Origin of the sequence: Variovorax paradoxus (genome assembly GCF_022009635.1) — a bacterium.
In the GTDB taxonomy this organism is placed as follows: Bacteria; Pseudomonadota; Gammaproteobacteria; order Burkholderiales; family Burkholderiaceae_C; genus Variovorax.
The window spans coordinates 2,448,989-2,463,139 of the sequence record NZ_CP091716.1 but is presented as its reverse complement, the minus strand read 5'-3'; the positions used below and the strand labels follow the sequence as shown (position 1 = coordinate 2,463,139).

Below are 14,151 nucleotides of genomic sequence, written 5' to 3'. Positions count from 1 at the left end.
AATTGCCAGGGTGCACCCCGCACGGCGGCGCATTCAGTCCACACAGGCCCGCGCGAGACCACATCAGCCGATTGAGGCCGCTGTCCCGTGCGAGCGGATCACTTCGGCGGGTAGCCGGCTTTCGTCAGGGCCGCGGTCACAGACTCACGGTCCTCGGCGCTGTCGACGCGCAACGTTTTGGTCGGCAGATCGACTTCGACCTTCGCCGTGGCGTCCAGATTCTTGACGGCCTGAGCGATCCGGCTCGCGCAGCCGCCACAGGACATTGACTGGATGACGAACTCTTGCATGAGAGACTCCTTGATGAAAGTGATCCCAGTATCAAGCTTGACATCGTGTGAAGGTCAAGCGACTGGCGCCAGATCCTCCAACCGTGTGGCTCCCTGCATTCAGGCTTCCACCTCCAGGACCATCATCAGGCCGCCGCCTCCGTCCTGCTCGACATTGTTGTTGGTCGTGTGGTGCGGGATATGGCAGTGGACCAGCCATTTTCCGGGCCGCAAAGCCTTCCAGATCACGTCGTAGCGCTGACCGGGTCCGACATTGACGGTGTCGGCCTGGAAGCGCGCCGACTCCGGCAAGACGTACCCGTCCCTGGCGACGACAGTGAACGGGCCGCCATGGACGTGCATGGGGTGCACGAAGTTGTTGTTGCTGCCCACGAACCTGAGTTTGATCGTCTCGCCGACTTTCATCTTCACCGTGTCGGTTGCGGGGAATGCCTTGCCATTGATAGTGAAGTAGTTGGGAAGGCCGCCCTCCATCAGCATGGCCGGATAGGTCAGGCCTTCGCGCTTGAGCCACTCCTGCAACTGCAACACGTACTCATGGTCGGCCTTGGGGGCCTCCTGCGGGCTCCTGGGATCGATGATCAGTGCACCGTACAGGCCGAAGGCCTGCTGTCGATCGACATGGTCGTGTGTGTGATAGAAAAAAGTTCCAGCCTGCTCTGTCGTGAATTCATAGGTGTACGAGTCTCCGGGCTGGATCGGCTTCTGTGTGATCTTGGCGGGACCGTCCATTTCGTTCGGCAAGATCAAGCCGTGCCAGTGCACCGTGGTGCTTTCGGGCAGGCGGTTGGTCACCTTGATGCGCACGCGATCACCTTCCGTGACCCGAATCCTCGGGCCAGGAATCGTCGCATTGAACGCATAGCCTTCGACCGTCACATCCGGGAGGATGTTCCAACGGATGACGCTGGTCTCGAGATTGAAGACCTTGACCCCGTTGTCCAGCGTCGGGACCAGGTCCACGTCGCCACGGGCCTGCGCTGCGGCAGCCTGTGTGACCAGACGCGGGTGGATGGCCGACATGTCGCGCATCGCGTCGCCCGGAGTGTCCCAGCCCATGATCATCGACGGCGGCATGATGGCACCGCGCACGTCCCGGTTCGACAGGCGCATGTTCACGAACATCGCTGGCATCGTCATGCCGGCGAGCAGCATGAGCGTGGTCGTCATGGTCACTGCGGCCAATTGTGGCCGCGTCACATTGGGGCGCATGCCGTGACCATTGCGGCCGCCTTGTCCATCTTGGCCGGGCTGCGTGCCGTGCGCGTGACCGACTGGAGCGTCAGTTGGCGCTTTTTCCGGGAGCGAGCCTTCTTCATGCCCCGCGTGAGCACCATGACCACCGTGCCCCGTATTGGTTGGCGTGCCGTGCGCCGCCGTAGCCATTGCGGCGATCCCATGATCGCCTTTCGCGGGCATGTCCGATGGGCCGCCGGTTGCCTTCTCGGGCCGACGTTCGGTCATCAATCCGTGCTTCATCTTGCGCGACACCATCCAGACGTTCACCGGATAGGCCACCGCAAACCCAACGGCCACACCCAGGGACATCACGCCCCAGAAGACGAGTTCGGTCGGATCCATGGCGCGCATGTCCCGGCCCATCATCAGCAGCGCCATCGTCGGCGCCATGCCCGCCATCATCGCGTTCATGCTGATGAATTCCGGCATGAAGGACTTCTTGACGTTCTCCAGATACGTGCCACCCATCATGTTCTTCATGAAGAGGGATTGAAAGATGAAAAGGCCGAACGCGAAGCCTGCGACGTACTCCACGATCAGGTCGACCCACATCGGAAGACCCAGCATCGCGGTCACGACGGCGGCCAGGATGATCCCGGTCGCATCACCTGCAACGCAGTGGATCGTCGAGCCGACGCCTTGCTTCCACAGTGGTTTGACGAATTCTTCGTGCGCTCCGGGAGCTGGCTCCTTGTCCGCCATCACGTACAGCAGAAGACCCAAAGGCCCCAGGTAGAGGGTGACGAGGATGAACCCCCACTTCATCACCAGCGGCTCGGGGTTATGGCGCAACTGGTCCCAGGCGACGTAGGCCGTCGACAAGGCCGCCAGCACAAACCAGACAGCGAGAAAGTAATCAATGGGCTGAATGAGCATGAGATTTCCTTCAAGAGGCCGGCCGAAGCAGTTCGCAGAGCAGTGGTCAGCGCCTCGTGGCTTTTTTTCTCGTCGAGAGAACGAGCCCGAATGCGCAAGAACAAGGACGTCGTCCGACCTTTCAGACTGGCGTGCGATGCGCGCGGTGTCTGTCAGACGCCCGCTCTACCAGAGTCCAGTGCGGTCATCGAATGCCCCGCCGGCGGCGCTTGGCTTTCTTCGAACCACTCGGTCGAGTCGAGCCGCGACGTCTGTCGCCAGTGGAATTTCCCTTTCGATGTTTTCGGAGTTGCCACACGAGGACGGCCGCGAAGATGACCACGCCAACGAGCCAAGCAATGAACATCGTGCCGACAACATTGGTTGAAACCCATCGCCCCGTCACGTACATGACTGCCTCCTAAGGCGAGAGCCGCTTGGGGTGCATGGTGCTGTTCAATGCAGCCCCGCGATGAAGTCGGACACGGCCTTGATCTCGCGATCGTTGAGCTTGGCTGCAACGCCGCTCATGGGTACGCTGTTGAGTCGCAGCCCATCGCGAAACGCGGTCAGTTGAGCGGCGATGTATTCGGCGTGCTGTCCGCCCAGCCGCGGATACTGGATCGGAATGCCGGCGCCGTTGGGACTGTGACAGCCCGCGCAGGCCGGCACATTGCGATCCCCGATGCCACCGCGATAGATTTTCTCGCCCAGTGCCACCAGATCCTTGTCTTTCGCAAAACCTGGCTTGATGGCCTTGGAACCCAGGAACCAGGCGACGTTGCGCATTTCCTGCTCGGACAGCATCGCGGCCATGCCGCTCATGACCGGGCTCTTGCGTTTGCCGGATTTGAACTCCTGCAGCTGCTTGACCAGGTACTCGGGATGCTGCTGAGCCAGCTTGGGATTGGCGGGGATGGCCGAATTTCCGTCCGCGCTATGGCACGCGGCGCACGACTTGCCATTGAAGACGACTTCGCCGTTTGCAAGGTCGGGTTTCCCCAATTTTGCGGGGGCTCTCTCTGTCGGCCCTGGTGCGGCAGGATCGGCCGCGAAAGAGAAGCCGGAGAAAGATCCGGCCAGAGCGACGAGCAAAAGAGACGCGAACAATTTCATGGGGTGCTTAGATATTTGGGGCTGGTTGCAAGGATGGCGGGCGATCGTGCGCAGGCCGGGTCAGCTGCGCAGCGCTGGTGCATGCGACAGCACGCGAATGGGGGTGCCGCACCGGATGACGTTGGTCGAGACGATGTCGCCCAGCTCGAGGGATGTCGCAGGATCCAGCATCACGACGTGCGCGTGGCGTCGCCCCGTGGAACGATCGATCAGGATGGCGAAGCGCTGGACTGCAAGTTGGTCGGCACTGGCCGTCTTCCTGCAATCGGTGCGCCCGCCGCGTTGAATCTCGTTCGCGCGGCCGAGCTCGACAATCTCCCCTGTACGCCAGCCGTCCTGAAAACCTCGGTGCTGCTGGTAGAAATCGGCGCAGCCCGTCAGACCGACAGAGCTCGCGACAACGAGAATCCCGCTCGCAACAGAACGCGTGACCGCGATGGTGCGATACCTCATCTTCTCCGTGTCGACCGCAGGCAACGTAGATCCAGATCCGCCAGGACTGACCAAGGCGCATCGATGCTTTGGCTTGCGTCGATCAATTGGCAAAGTAGAGGCCACTGAACGCCGGAATGCTGCGCTCGGGAAATCCCGGCAGGTACAACGAACGCTCGGGAACCTGCCACTGGTCGCGCAGGGTGTAACCCAGCGCCTCGATTTCCTTGATGAAGCGTTCGCGGTTGTAGACGTGCATGGGCGCAAAGCAGCCTGCGCCGGCGTTCTGCGTCGTGACGTAGTCCTCGCCGTCGTAGAGTGGGAGCTTGTTCAGCAAGACATGCCGCGGCCGCATCTCGCACCGTTGCAGCAGGCCGCCAGGGCGCGCGTTCTCCAGATAGTGCAGGGAGCCTGCAGCGATCCAGATGTCGTTTCCGTTCAGCGCCTGCGCCAGGCCGTCGACGAAGCTCAGTGCACCGGCCCCGGCACTGCTGGCCATTTCCCGTCCGATGGAAGCAATCGCAGGCACTTCGACGATGCGCCAGGACAAGCCACGAGGCATGTCGAAATAGCGGCGATAGGCGTAGAAGTGAACTCCCACCGAGCCACCGATGTCGAGCAACTTGGTGGCACCGTCTCTGAACGCGCGTTCGAGCCACCACATCACGGGGTAGTCGTACGCAAACACCTTCTTCGTGCGGACATTCACGTACTCTTCCGCCAAGGCCGCGTGGTCGAATTCCGGACTGTCAGGCAGCCAATCCCGGGCTTCGGAAAAGCTATTGAACAGTCCGAAGTAACTGCCGAATCCGGCCTCGGAAAAGAACTGCCGGCGCCGCCAGCGCCGCAACGCTGGCCGGGTGACCGGTCCCTCCAGGATCTGCCGAACGACTTGCGAAGCACTCGAGTAAGCCATTCCTTCCTCCATCCTTTCGATAGTCGCCGCCCGTTGATTTTTTACGCGCTCAGCGGGCTGATTCGATCTTCGTGACAACGATCTTGCCGTCGATCTTTTCCGCCTGGAAACGGACCTTGGCGCCCGTCTCGAGTTTGTCGAGCATGGCGTCGTCCTTCACCCCGAACACCATCGTCATGCCAGGCATGTCGAGGTTCTTGAGTGGGCCGTGCTTGATCGTGAGCTTCTTGTTGTCCTTGTCCACCTTGCGGATCTCGCCTTCGCTGAGGTCCGAGGCTGCGGCCGCATCCGAGCCACCGGCCGCTGGAGCCTTTTCGGACATGCCCGGCATGTCAGCCATGGATTTGGAGGACTGCGCGCTAGCTGCGCCAGCGAACGAGAGTGCGGCAACGAATGCCAAGAGTGCGATGCGGGTGTTGATCATGAGGATCTCCTGTGCTGTGAATAAATTTGGAGTGCCGCCGCGTCCCGATGGTGGCCCGCGGCGGGAGCGTCGCGCTTACTTCCCGGTCTTGGTCACGTTCACGGCGCCCTTCATGCCGGCGTCGTAGTGGCCTGGCTGCAGGCATGCGAAGTCGACCTTGCCGGCCTTGGTGAACTGCCAGACGATCTCGCCGGTCTTGCCCGCGGCCAGCGTCACCATGTTCGGATCGGAGTGCTCCATCTCCGGGTTCTTCTTCATGACTTCGTAGTGCTCCTTGAGCTCCTTCTCGGTCCCGATCACGAGCTCATGCTTGAGCTGGCCGGAGTTCTTGATGACGAAGCGCACGGTCTCGCCTTGCTTGACACTGATGTCGGCCGGCGTGAAGCGCATGCTGTCGGCCATGTCGACGTTGATCGTGCGGGTGGTCTTGGTGGCCACGCCGGGCTTGCCGATCGCCTCGTCGGCCTCGTGGCCGTGACCACCGGCGTGGGTGCCGGATGCCGAAGCGCCCGCGGCGGCCAAGGCCAGGAGTGCTGCGAAAGCGGTCTTGCGGAAGGTGTGTTTCATGGGTTTCCTTTGAGAGTTGGAGGTTGGAACGGAGGGAGGGAAAGATTCAGTGGCCGGAATGGCCGCTGACGGGCTTGCGAATCTGTACTTCGATGTTCTTGGCCGGCATGTTTTGTGCGGGCATCGCCGCCGCGCCGGCGCCACGCTGGCGCGAGGTCTCCGGCGCCGGGCCGTCCAGCTCGTAGGCCACGGTGCCCTTGGGATGCTTGAACCAGCCAGGGTTGGAGTAGTCGCCGGCCTTCTGGTTTTTGCGTACCTTGACCATGCTGAACATGCCGCCCATTTCGACCGAGCCGAACGGGCCTTCGCCGGTCATCATTCGCGCGGTGTTGTCGGGGATCGGCATCTCCATCTCGGCCATGTCGGCCATGCCGCGCTCGCCCATGACCATGTAGTCCGGCACCAGGTTTGAGATCTGCTTGGCCACGTCCTTGTGGTCCAGACCGATCATGGTTGGCACCTCGTGGCCCATCGCGTTCATGGTGTGGTGGCTCTTGTGGCAGTGGAAGGCCCAGTCGCCTTCCTCGTCGGCCAGGAATTCGATCTGGCGCATCTGACCAACCGCCACGTCGGTGGTCACCTCGTACTGGCGCGAAGACTTGGGCGTCGGGCCGCCATCGGTGCCCGTGACCAGGAACTCGTGCCCGTGCAAGTGCATCGGGTGGTTCGTCATCGTCAGGTTGCCAATGCGGATGCGCACCTTGTCGTTGAGCCGGACGTTGAGCGAGTCGATGCCGGGGAAGATCCGGCTGTTCCAGGACCAGAGGTTGAAGTCCAGCATCGTCATGATCTTGGGCGTCGCGCTGCCGGGCTCGACGTCGTAGGCGTTGAGCAGGAACACGAAGTCGCGGTCGACCTTCTCGATCAACGGATGCTCTGCCTTGGGGTGCGTCACCCAGAAGCCCATCATTCCCATCGCCATCTGCGTCATCTCGTCCGCATGTGGGTGGTACATGAAGGTGCCGGGGCGGCGCGCCACGAATTCGTAGACGAAGGTCTTGCCCGGGCGAATCGGCGGCTGGTTCAAGCCCGCAACGCCATCCATGCCGTTGGGCAGGCGCTGGCCGTGCCAATGCACGCTCGTGTGCTCTGGCAGCTTGTTGGTCACGAAAATCCGCACACGGTCGCCTTCCACCACTTCGATGGTCGGGCCGGGCGACTGCCCGTTGTATCCCCACAGGTTGGCCTTGAAGCCCGGTGCCATCTCGCGCACCACGGGCTCGGCCACCAAGTGGAACTCCTTGACGCCGTTGTTCATGCGCCAGGGCAAGGTCCAGCCATTGAGTGTGACCACGGGGTTGTAGGGGCGCCCGCTCGAAGGCATCAGCGGCGGCATGGTGTTGGGCGTGGTCTGGAGCACAGGCTCAGGCAAGGCGGCCATTGCCACCTTGCTCACGCTGGCCGCGGCGATGGCGCCAGTGATGGCACCGGCGCCGCTCAGGAAATTGCGTCTGTTTGTCATGTCGTTCAATTCGGTTGGAGAGCGCAGAAGTGCGCTCAGTGGGCCGCGCCAGCAGAGGCGCTTTCGCCGCCGGAGCCACCCATGGCAGCCCCCATGGCGGTCGGCTTGCCCATCACCGAAGCCGCGAGGGCGGCGTCGGCCAGCCAGAACTGCTGCTGGGCATTGATCGCGTTGGTCACGCTGGAGATCTGGTCGCGCGCCTCGGCCAACAGCTCGAAAACGCCAATCAGCATGCCGTTGTAGCGAAGGACGTTCTCGTCGGCCATCGCCTGGCGCAACGGGACGATCTCGTCGCGGTAGTGCCTCGCGATGTCGTAGGCCGTGCGGTAAGCCGAGTAGCCCTCTCGCAGCTGCGAAGAGGCGCCGCGCACGGTGGCGTCGTAGCGGTTGGCCGCGGCCAGCGACTGCGCGTTCAACATGTCGCGCTGCGCCGACCCCCAGTCGAACAGCGGCAAGCGGATGTCGAGCTCGAAGCCTCGACGGGTGCTCTTGGTGTTTTCCGCGTTGTCGAACACCGTGTCACGCCGACCGCCCACCTCGACGTCGATGAAGGTCGACAGCAGGTTGATGCCTTGCGATTTGCCCGCCACATCCAGCTGGGCACGTGCGAGTTGGACATCCAGTCGCTGTTCGGTCGCGGTTGCCGCGACTTCCTTCGCCTCGCGAGGGGCCTTGGGCAGGTCGGGCAAACGTTCGGGCAAGGTCAGTTTGGTGGCCTGCTCGTCGTTCAACCCCAGGACACGAACCAACTCTTCGCGCGCAGCGGTGGTGGCGTGCTGTGCCGAGGCGAGCTGGGTCGTCGCGTCGGCGTAGAAAACCTGTTGGCGTGCACGCTGCAGCTTGGAGAAATTCCCAATGAGCTGCATCCGGCGCGCGAGCTCGGCACTGGCCTGGGCCGACTTGTTGACCTGCTCGGCATACTTCAGTGTCTGTTGCGCCGCGACTGCACGCACCCAGGCCTGCTTGACCTGCGTGACTTGGTCGACCACGGCGCCGGTCAGTTGGACCTTGGCCTGGGCGGCCTGGCTCCTGGAGATCGACAAACGCTGCGGCAACAGAATCAGGTCCACCAGTCCGAACGACAGCAGGCGCTCGAGCTCGAGTTCGCTGTTCAGGCGCGTGCGTGCGAACGAGAGGATCGGGTTGGGCAGTCTGCTGCTCTGGTTGGTTGCGGCGATGTCGCCCCAGCTCTGGGCGATCAGGGCCTGCACAGATGGGCTGTTGGCCAGCGCAAGCTGCACCGCGTCACTTTGGGACAGCGGTTTGGCGAGCAGTTCCTGCGACAGCGCGGCGCGGCGGTCGCGCTGCTCCTGGGTCCGGCTGAGTTCGAGTTTCCCGCCAGTGAACTGTTGGGCATTGGTATTGGTGTCGCTCAGGGCGTCGTCGATGCTGACGGACGCGCATCCGGCAAGGACAGCCGTCGCAACGGCAATGGCTGTCAAACGAAGGACGCGCTTCATGGCTTCTCCTTCTTCGCAGGCATGGGCATCGAATGGCCTGGCTGCGCGGCCGGCGCAGGGGCTGCGCCCTTGGTCGAATCGGCCTCGCCCGCACCGGAGCCTGAGGCTTCCTTGGCGTAGGCCTGCCAGCCACCGCGGCGGTAGACCGTCTCGTTGGCTTCTTTCCAGGGGATGGGCTTTTCATCGGCAAAGGGCTGATAGCCCTCGAGCGCGGACTTGTAGGTCAGGACGGTGGGCGCCGCAGCCTCAGCGGATTTCGCGGGCGCGGGTTGAGCCACCGCAACAGCGGTACTCAGGGTCGCCAAAGCGGCGAACGCAGCCAAGGCGGGAAAAGCTGCCAACCAACGGGTCGGCGATGAATGGAACATGGAGTCCTCGCAAGTTCATGAACGGTGTACGTCAGAGCTGCCCGAAAAGGCATGACGCAGGCGATGCATGAGCGTTCGCGGCGGCCCGTGACGAGAGTCACAGGCGCACGAACGCGTTAAGCGCGAGGAGGTTTGTCGAGAACGCGCGGAGCGAGCGTGGCCACCGTGATGGCAGGCTCCGCCAAGTCGGCTTTGGGAAGGTCGTGGAAGACGGCCACGTCCATCGTGCTGGTCAGCGCAGTGGCATGGCATGCGCCGCAGGTACCGCACTTGTGCATCGCATCAGGCTCGGCACTCGCTGTCTTGGCGGTGCTGTCCTTTGCGGGAGGCTTGGCAGCCTGTGCCGCCTTGTGCTCATGGTCGCCGTGCCCATCCGCATGAGGGTGCTGGGCATGGTCGTGCGCGCCGGGCTGTGCGAGCGACACTTCGGCCGCCGCACCAACGTGACCAGGTCCGCAAAAGACCATGGCTGCCGCCGCGTACCCCTGGAAGGGCACGGCGAACATCATGATCCAAAGGACGAACAGGCGAACCCGGTGCATGCGGCGAATTCTAAGTCGAGCAGTGTGTCAGGAGGCCTGTATGAACATCCAGTTTTATGCGCAACCCTCAGGGCTGCGCTTGTGCGCGAGCCTTGCTCGCATCACCTCTGGGCGCTGGCAGGGGCGCACCGAGCCTTGCTGCGGCATCCCAGTTGGGCTGCTTCTGCGCGGCCTCCAGTTCGGCCACCACTTCGGCGCGCGACTTGGCGGCTCCGACCTTCGGCGTACTCATCGATCCCCAGCGCAGCATGCTGGCCCCGGCAGGGGTTTTCTGCGCGTCCGCGAGTTCAGCTGATACCTGCGCCGGGGATTTGGCCTGTCCCGCTTCACCTGGGTGATAGACCACACCGGCTTCGTTGGGCGCAAAGTGGGACGGCCCTTCCGCGTAGGCTGCAAACGGCGCAACGAATGCAGCGCCTGCACCCACGGCAAGTGCGAGCGAGAGGATTTGACGGTTCTTCATGATAGGTCTCCTTCAACGAAATGCTCGACTTCGCGAGCTGCACTGAACGCGTCGGCATCGACCACCGAGCCGGCGATGCCAGTCAACTGTCCGGCATGCAACGACTCTAGGTAGCCAGTCCACCAATCAACCGCCACGTGGATTACAAAGAAGTAATCCACGACCGCGACCCAGCGCCGTAGCATTTGGCAATGCGCATACTGGTCATTGAAGACGAGCACAAGCTCGGCGACTACCTTGTTAAAGGCCTCACTGAGAGCGGCTTCGTGGTGGACTTGGCGCGCTCTGGTCTCGAGGGCCGCGCCCTGGCGCTCGACGGCGACTACGACTTGGTGGTACTCGACGTGATGCTGCCGGGAATCGACGGATTCGCCGTGCTGGAGGCCGTGCGCAAGATCAAATCCATGCCGGTGCTGATGCTCACGGCGCGCGACGAAGTGGCAGACCGCGTGCGCGGACTTCAAAGCGGTGCGGACGACTACCTTGCCAAGCCCTTCGCGTTCTCGGAGCTGCTCGCCCGGATCCAGGCACTGCTGCGCCGCGGCAAGCTGCACGAGGTGTCCAACTATGCGCTGAAGGATTTGCACCTCGACGTGGTCGCACGCAGGGCCTCCCGCAACGGGCAACGGCTTGACCTCACGGCCAAGGAGTTCGCACTGTTGACCTTGCTCATGCGCCGCCAGGGCAACGTGCTGTCGCGCACCCAGTTGGCCGAGCAGGTGTGGGACATCAATTTCGACAGCGACACCAACATCGTGGAAGTGGCCATCCGGCGGCTGCGCAGCAAGATCGACGATCCTTTCGAAGAGAAGCTGCTGCACACGGTACGCGGCATGGGATATGTGCTGGAGAGCCGGCAAGGCGGCATCCCGTGAGCGCTGCCAAGACCGAGGCGCAAGAGCTGAGACCGGCCACCGAAACCGTGGCAGTGCCGCCGCAGCGGCGTGCGCAGGGCACTGGGTCCATCCAGACTGCACTGTCGCGCTGGTTTGCAGCCCAGGCCTTGATCGGTCTGAGTCTGGTGTGTCTGGCGATCTATGCCGTCACCGCGTGGAGCTTCCAGGTCAAGCAGGCCAGCGAATTCGAGCGCCAGTCCGAACTGATCAAGCACCTGATCCAGGAATCTCGCGATGACCCAGGTCGCGACGGACTGCGCCACAAGCTGGACGACTTCTTCTCGACCCATGCTGAGATCAGCCTGGTGTTGCGCCGTGACGATGAGATCGTCTATTCGTCCACGCCGGCTCGGACCTCAGGTCGCTGGATTTGGATGCCCATGCAGGAGCAAGCGATGCCGTCAGGCGACGCTGCAATGCAACTACAGCTTGGCATCGATGTCCGGGAGGACGCCAAGATTCTGGCTCGGCTGGCTTGGACGCTCGTCGGGGCGGTCGTCCTCGGCTCGGCAGTCATCTCGCTGACCGGCGCCTTGCTGGTGCGTCGGGGGATGCAGCCATTGAAGAAGCTCGTTCAGCAGACCGCAGCGACCGGACCGGAGCATCCGGGGCGACGCATTGACCCCGCCCCGTATGCCTCCGAAATCACGCCGTGGGTGGCGCAGTTCAATGCAGTGCTCGATCGCGCCGAACAGGCCTACCAGCAACTGGAATCCTTCAATGCGGATGTGGCGCATGAACTGCGCACGCCGCTGGCCAACCTGATCGGGATGGTCGAAGTCGAGTTGGCCCGGCCCCGATCGATCGAGGAACTGCGCGACGCTTTGCTGTCGGCGCTGGAAGAGGCCAGACGCGTCTCCGCGATCGTGATCGACATGCTCTTCCTGTCGAAAGCGGACCGCGGTACGGTAGCGCGCCGATCCGCGCCGGTCAGTCTGGCCGACCAGGTGCGAACGGTGCTGGATTTTCACGAAGCCACTTTGGAAGACGCGGGATTGAAGGTGCATGTGAGCGGCGATGCGGATATCGGCATCGATGCCGGGCTGGTGCGCCGTGCGTTGTCGAATCTGTTGAGCAATGCGAGCCGGTATGCGGCGCCGGGCTCGACCATCGCGGTCGTGATCGACACGCAGCCCGACGGTGTTTGGGTCAAGGTCGCCAACCGGGGCGAGCCTGTCCCCGCCGACGTGCTGCCCAATCTTTTCAAACGCTTCTTCCGGGCGGAGCGCTCCCGCACCGATTCGTCAGAGCACCATGGGCTGGGCCTGGCGATCGTCGCCGCGATCGCGCGCATGCACGGCGGGCAGACCCGCGCCACCTCCCGATCGGGCGTCACCGAAATCAGCTTCTCTCTGGGGTTGCCCGAAAGCTGATTCGACCTGGGCCGCGCGCCGCTTTGACGCGCCATCCGCAGCCCTCAACCGCGCGGGCGTTGCGGATCGTCTTCTTCGATGTTGGCCTCCAATGCGCCATCGTCGTGCAGCGGGTCGGCCTGCGCGTCCCTTGCCGCATCCAGACTCTGGGCGACGAACGACGCAAACGGCTTGATGTCACCCTGGCCGCTTGCCGCATTCAGCGCCGCCATGTACCGATCGCGATCCTCGAGGCGCAGTACTGTCCAGGGAAAGCCGCCCGAGGCCAGCATCGTGTTCATGATGAAGCGCCCGAGCCGGCCATTGCCGTCCATGTACGGGTGAATGAAGACGAACATGAAGTGACCCAGCACCGCGCGCACCGCGGCCGAGCGTTCGTCGCGCAGCAGTTCGAAGAGCACGGGCATCATCTCGCGCACGGCTTCGCGCGGCGGTGGCACATGTTGCGCGTTGCGAATGTAGACCTGATGCCCGCGGTAGCCCGCCAGGTCCGTCGCCGCCAGAAGCCCAGCGGTAACGCTGGGCGCGAACATCGCGCGAAACCAGGCGCCATGATCGCCCTTGAGGACATCACCGGCGATTGCGCCGCTGAAGATCTTCCGGATGGACACTTTGACCTCGTTGTGCGCCAGCCAGTAGCCGTGCGCCGCCATCGCATCTCTGGACTGCCGGTCCTGCTCGTGGATGTCCTCGTTCCAATCCCCGCCCGCCACGCGACGGATCAGTTCCGGCGTGACTCTGTAGCCTTCGATGGACAGCGAATGGTAGGCATCGGTGACATAGACATCTTCGACCGCCTGCATGAATGCGTCGACGTCGCCCGGCGACCCGGGCTCCTGCTGCGGGAAGTCACCCATCACGTCGTCGCGCATCGAAGCCCACATGAGTCGCAGTCTGGAGACATAGGGAGACTCGATGCGGTCGCCCGGGACAATCCTCGGCGGGATCTCGAACGGATTGAATTCAGTGACCTGGTTGCCCAAAGCGCGCATGAATCCCAGGATGTCGTCCGAGATCGCACCTCGGCCCACCGCCCGGAACGCGCCGGCAAGCCGCCCGGCGATCGTGCTGTGGTTGCCCTCGGCGAGCAGCCGGCTGAGTTCCGATGCATCGCTGATGGACAGCAGCGCGACCTGCGCGTCCTGGGCGGAAGCCCTGAAGAAGTTCTCCGGCGCCTTCAAGAGAGCTTGGGCCAGCGTCATCGTGCGGATGTTTCCGACGCTGTCGCGTCGGTCGGGCCCAGGAAAGTCTCTCGCCTGATAGTCCATCAGCGAGAACCCGTTCGGCAAGTCCAACACGCCGTTCTTGCCCAGTGGCGAGTGAATGACAACCTGTTGGGGCAGCAAGGTCGTGCCGGCGTGCAGTTTCAGCGAGTACTCCGCCGATACGCACCAGTCGGCGCCGAACCTGGCGTTGCAATAGGCGGCAATGAAGTCCTTCATTCCAGCAATCCAGGGCGTCGTGTCGCCGGCCTTGGCCGAAGGGCTGGCGGACATGTACCAGCCCTGGATCACCGGCTGGAGATACCTCGCGGCGAGCAGCGCCTCGCGGTCGGTGCGGGAAAACTGGCTCGTGTTGAACACGCCATGGCCCTGCGCCTGAAGCACATGCAGCGCTTCCAGGGCCGTGGCCAACCGCCGCTGCGCAGGGGTGGCTTTACGCGAAACCGAGGTCGGATGGGTTGCCATGTTTCATGCTCGCACAGTCGGTGGGAGGCGCCGATGGCGCTCGATTGCTAGATTCTTATG

The 14,151-nt window shown here is 63.2% G+C and carries 15 protein-coding genes; 2 read left to right on the top strand and 13 right to left on the bottom strand.

The annotated features are described in order from the left end of the window. Positions 1-98: 98 nt before the first annotated feature. The 12 genes from L3V85_RS11515 to L3V85_RS11460 all read right to left on the bottom strand — a co-directional run bounded on the left by L3V85_RS11515 (position 99) and on the right by L3V85_RS11460 (position 10,134). Positions 99-290, bottom strand: coding sequence for a heavy-metal-associated domain-containing protein (locus L3V85_RS11515; RefSeq protein ID WP_101493974.1), 192 nt, complete (start codon positions 288-290; stop codon positions 99-101). A 99-nt stretch (positions 291-389) separates the two neighbouring features. Continuing rightward, positions 390-2,405 (bottom strand): DUF4396 domain-containing protein, encoded by a 2,016-nt coding sequence (locus L3V85_RS11510; protein ID WP_101493973.1) that lies wholly within the window; start codon positions 2,403-2,405, stop codon positions 390-392. Between the two features lie 435 nt (positions 2,406-2,840). After that, entirely contained in the window at positions 2,841-3,500 is a 660-nt protein-coding gene (locus tag L3V85_RS11505) for a c-type cytochrome (protein WP_137860520.1), read from the bottom strand. Between the two features lie 60 nt (positions 3,501-3,560). Next, on the bottom strand, positions 3,561-3,977 hold the full coding sequence (locus tag L3V85_RS11500; RefSeq protein ID WP_237679356.1) for a hypothetical protein: 417 nt from the start codon (positions 3,975-3,977) through the stop codon (positions 3,561-3,563). Positions 3,978-4,035: 58 nt separating this feature from the next. Continuing rightward, positions 4,036-4,848 carry a methyltransferase, TIGR04325 family gene (locus tag L3V85_RS11495; protein WP_171022448.1) on the bottom strand — a complete coding sequence of 271 codons (813 nt, stop codon included), beginning with the start codon at positions 4,846-4,848 and terminating at the stop codon, positions 4,036-4,038. A gap of 49 nt (positions 4,849-4,897) precedes the next feature. After that, positions 4,898-5,272: a copper-binding protein gene (locus L3V85_RS11490; protein WP_171022447.1), complete on the bottom strand. Its 375-nt coding sequence runs from the start codon at positions 5,270-5,272 to the stop codon at positions 4,898-4,900. A 75-nt stretch (positions 5,273-5,347) separates the two neighbouring features. Continuing rightward, on the bottom strand, positions 5,348-5,839 hold the full coding sequence (locus L3V85_RS11485; protein WP_137860517.1) for a cupredoxin domain-containing protein: 492 nt from the start codon (positions 5,837-5,839) through the stop codon (positions 5,348-5,350). A gap of 46 nt (positions 5,840-5,885) precedes the next feature. Further along, on the bottom strand, positions 5,886-7,301 hold the full coding sequence (locus tag L3V85_RS11480) for a multicopper oxidase family protein (protein WP_137860516.1): 1,416 nt from the start codon (positions 7,299-7,301) through the stop codon (positions 5,886-5,888). 35 nt (positions 7,302-7,336) lie between these two features. Further along, complete coding sequence (locus L3V85_RS11475; RefSeq protein WP_137860515.1) at positions 7,337-8,761, bottom strand: TolC family protein; 1,425 nt, start codon at positions 8,759-8,761, stop codon at positions 7,337-7,339. After that, positions 8,758-9,129 carry a hypothetical protein gene (locus L3V85_RS11470; protein ID WP_137860514.1) on the bottom strand — a complete coding sequence of 124 codons (372 nt, stop codon included), beginning with the start codon at positions 9,127-9,129 and terminating at the stop codon, positions 8,758-8,760. The genes L3V85_RS11475 and L3V85_RS11470 overlap by 4 nt, the downstream gene beginning before the upstream one ends. A gap of 116 nt (positions 9,130-9,245) precedes the next feature. After that, positions 9,246-9,671 carry a hypothetical protein gene (locus L3V85_RS11465; protein ID WP_237679355.1) on the bottom strand — a complete coding sequence of 142 codons (426 nt, stop codon included), beginning with the start codon at positions 9,669-9,671 and terminating at the stop codon, positions 9,246-9,248. Positions 9,672-9,738: 67 nt separating this feature from the next. Then, positions 9,739-10,134, bottom strand: a complete 396-nt coding sequence (locus L3V85_RS11460; protein ID WP_137860512.1) for a hypothetical protein — start codon at positions 10,132-10,134, stop codon at positions 9,739-9,741. Positions 10,135-10,325: 191 nt separating this feature from the next. On the opposite strand from L3V85_RS11460, the gene L3V85_RS11455 reads away from it, so the two are divergent. Beyond that, the gene (locus L3V85_RS11455; RefSeq protein WP_101494012.1) at positions 10,326-11,009 is read left to right on the top strand and encodes a heavy metal response regulator transcription factor; all 684 of its coding nucleotides are present in this window, start codon (positions 10,326-10,328) and stop codon (positions 11,007-11,009) included. Beyond that, positions 11,006-12,403, top strand: coding sequence for a heavy metal sensor histidine kinase (locus L3V85_RS11450; RefSeq protein ID WP_137860511.1), 1,398 nt, complete (start codon positions 11,006-11,008; stop codon positions 12,401-12,403). Before L3V85_RS11455 ends, L3V85_RS11450 begins: the two co-directional genes overlap by 4 nt. A 44-nt stretch (positions 12,404-12,447) precedes the next feature. On the opposite strand, the gene L3V85_RS11445 is transcribed toward L3V85_RS11450, so the two are convergent. Next, positions 12,448-14,091 carry a Fic family protein gene (locus L3V85_RS11445; protein WP_137860510.1) on the bottom strand — a complete coding sequence of 548 codons (1,644 nt, stop codon included), beginning with the start codon at positions 14,089-14,091 and terminating at the stop codon, positions 12,448-12,450. Between the last annotated feature and the right edge of the window lie 60 nt (positions 14,092-14,151).

Coding starts and splice junctions, on each gene's coding strand:
- L3V85_RS11510 (WP_101493973.1), bottom strand. CDS start 2,405: ATGCTCATTCAGCCCATTGATTACTTTCTCGCTGTCTGGTTTGTGCTG.
- L3V85_RS11475 (WP_137860515.1), bottom strand. CDS start 8,761: ATGAAGCGCGTCCTTCGTTTGACAGCCATTGCCGTTGCGACGGCTGTC.
- L3V85_RS11515 (WP_101493974.1), bottom strand. CDS start 290: ATGCAAGAGTTCGTCATCCAGTCAATGTCCTGTGGCGGCTGCGCGAGC.
- L3V85_RS11470 (WP_137860514.1), bottom strand. CDS start 9,129: ATGTTCCATTCATCGCCGACCCGTTGGTTGGCAGCTTTTCCCGCCTTG.
- L3V85_RS11480 (WP_137860516.1), bottom strand. CDS start 7,301: ATGACAAACAGACGCAATTTCCTGAGCGGCGCCGGTGCCATCACTGGC.
- L3V85_RS11505 (WP_137860520.1), bottom strand. CDS start 3,500: ATGAAATTGTTCGCGTCTCTTTTGCTCGTCGCTCTGGCCGGATCTTTC.
- L3V85_RS11495 (WP_171022448.1), bottom strand. CDS start 4,848: ATGGCTTACTCGAGTGCTTCGCAAGTCGTTCGGCAGATCCTGGAGGGA.
- L3V85_RS11490 (WP_171022447.1), bottom strand. CDS start 5,272: ATGATCAACACCCGCATCGCACTCTTGGCATTCGTTGCCGCACTCTCG.
- L3V85_RS11460 (WP_137860512.1), bottom strand. CDS start 10,134: ATGAAGAACCGTCAAATCCTCTCGCTCGCACTTGCCGTGGGTGCAGGC.
- L3V85_RS11445 (WP_137860510.1), bottom strand. CDS start 14,091: ATGGCAACCCATCCGACCTCGGTTTCGCGTAAAGCCACCCCTGCGCAG.
- L3V85_RS11455 (WP_101494012.1), top strand. CDS start 10,326: ATGCGCATACTGGTCATTGAAGACGAGCACAAGCTCGGCGACTACCTT.
- L3V85_RS11465 (WP_237679355.1), bottom strand. CDS start 9,671: ATGCACCGGGTTCGCCTGTTCGTCCTTTGGATCATGATGTTCGCCGTG.
- L3V85_RS11485 (WP_137860517.1), bottom strand. CDS start 5,839: ATGAAACACACCTTCCGCAAGACCGCTTTCGCAGCACTCCTGGCCTTG.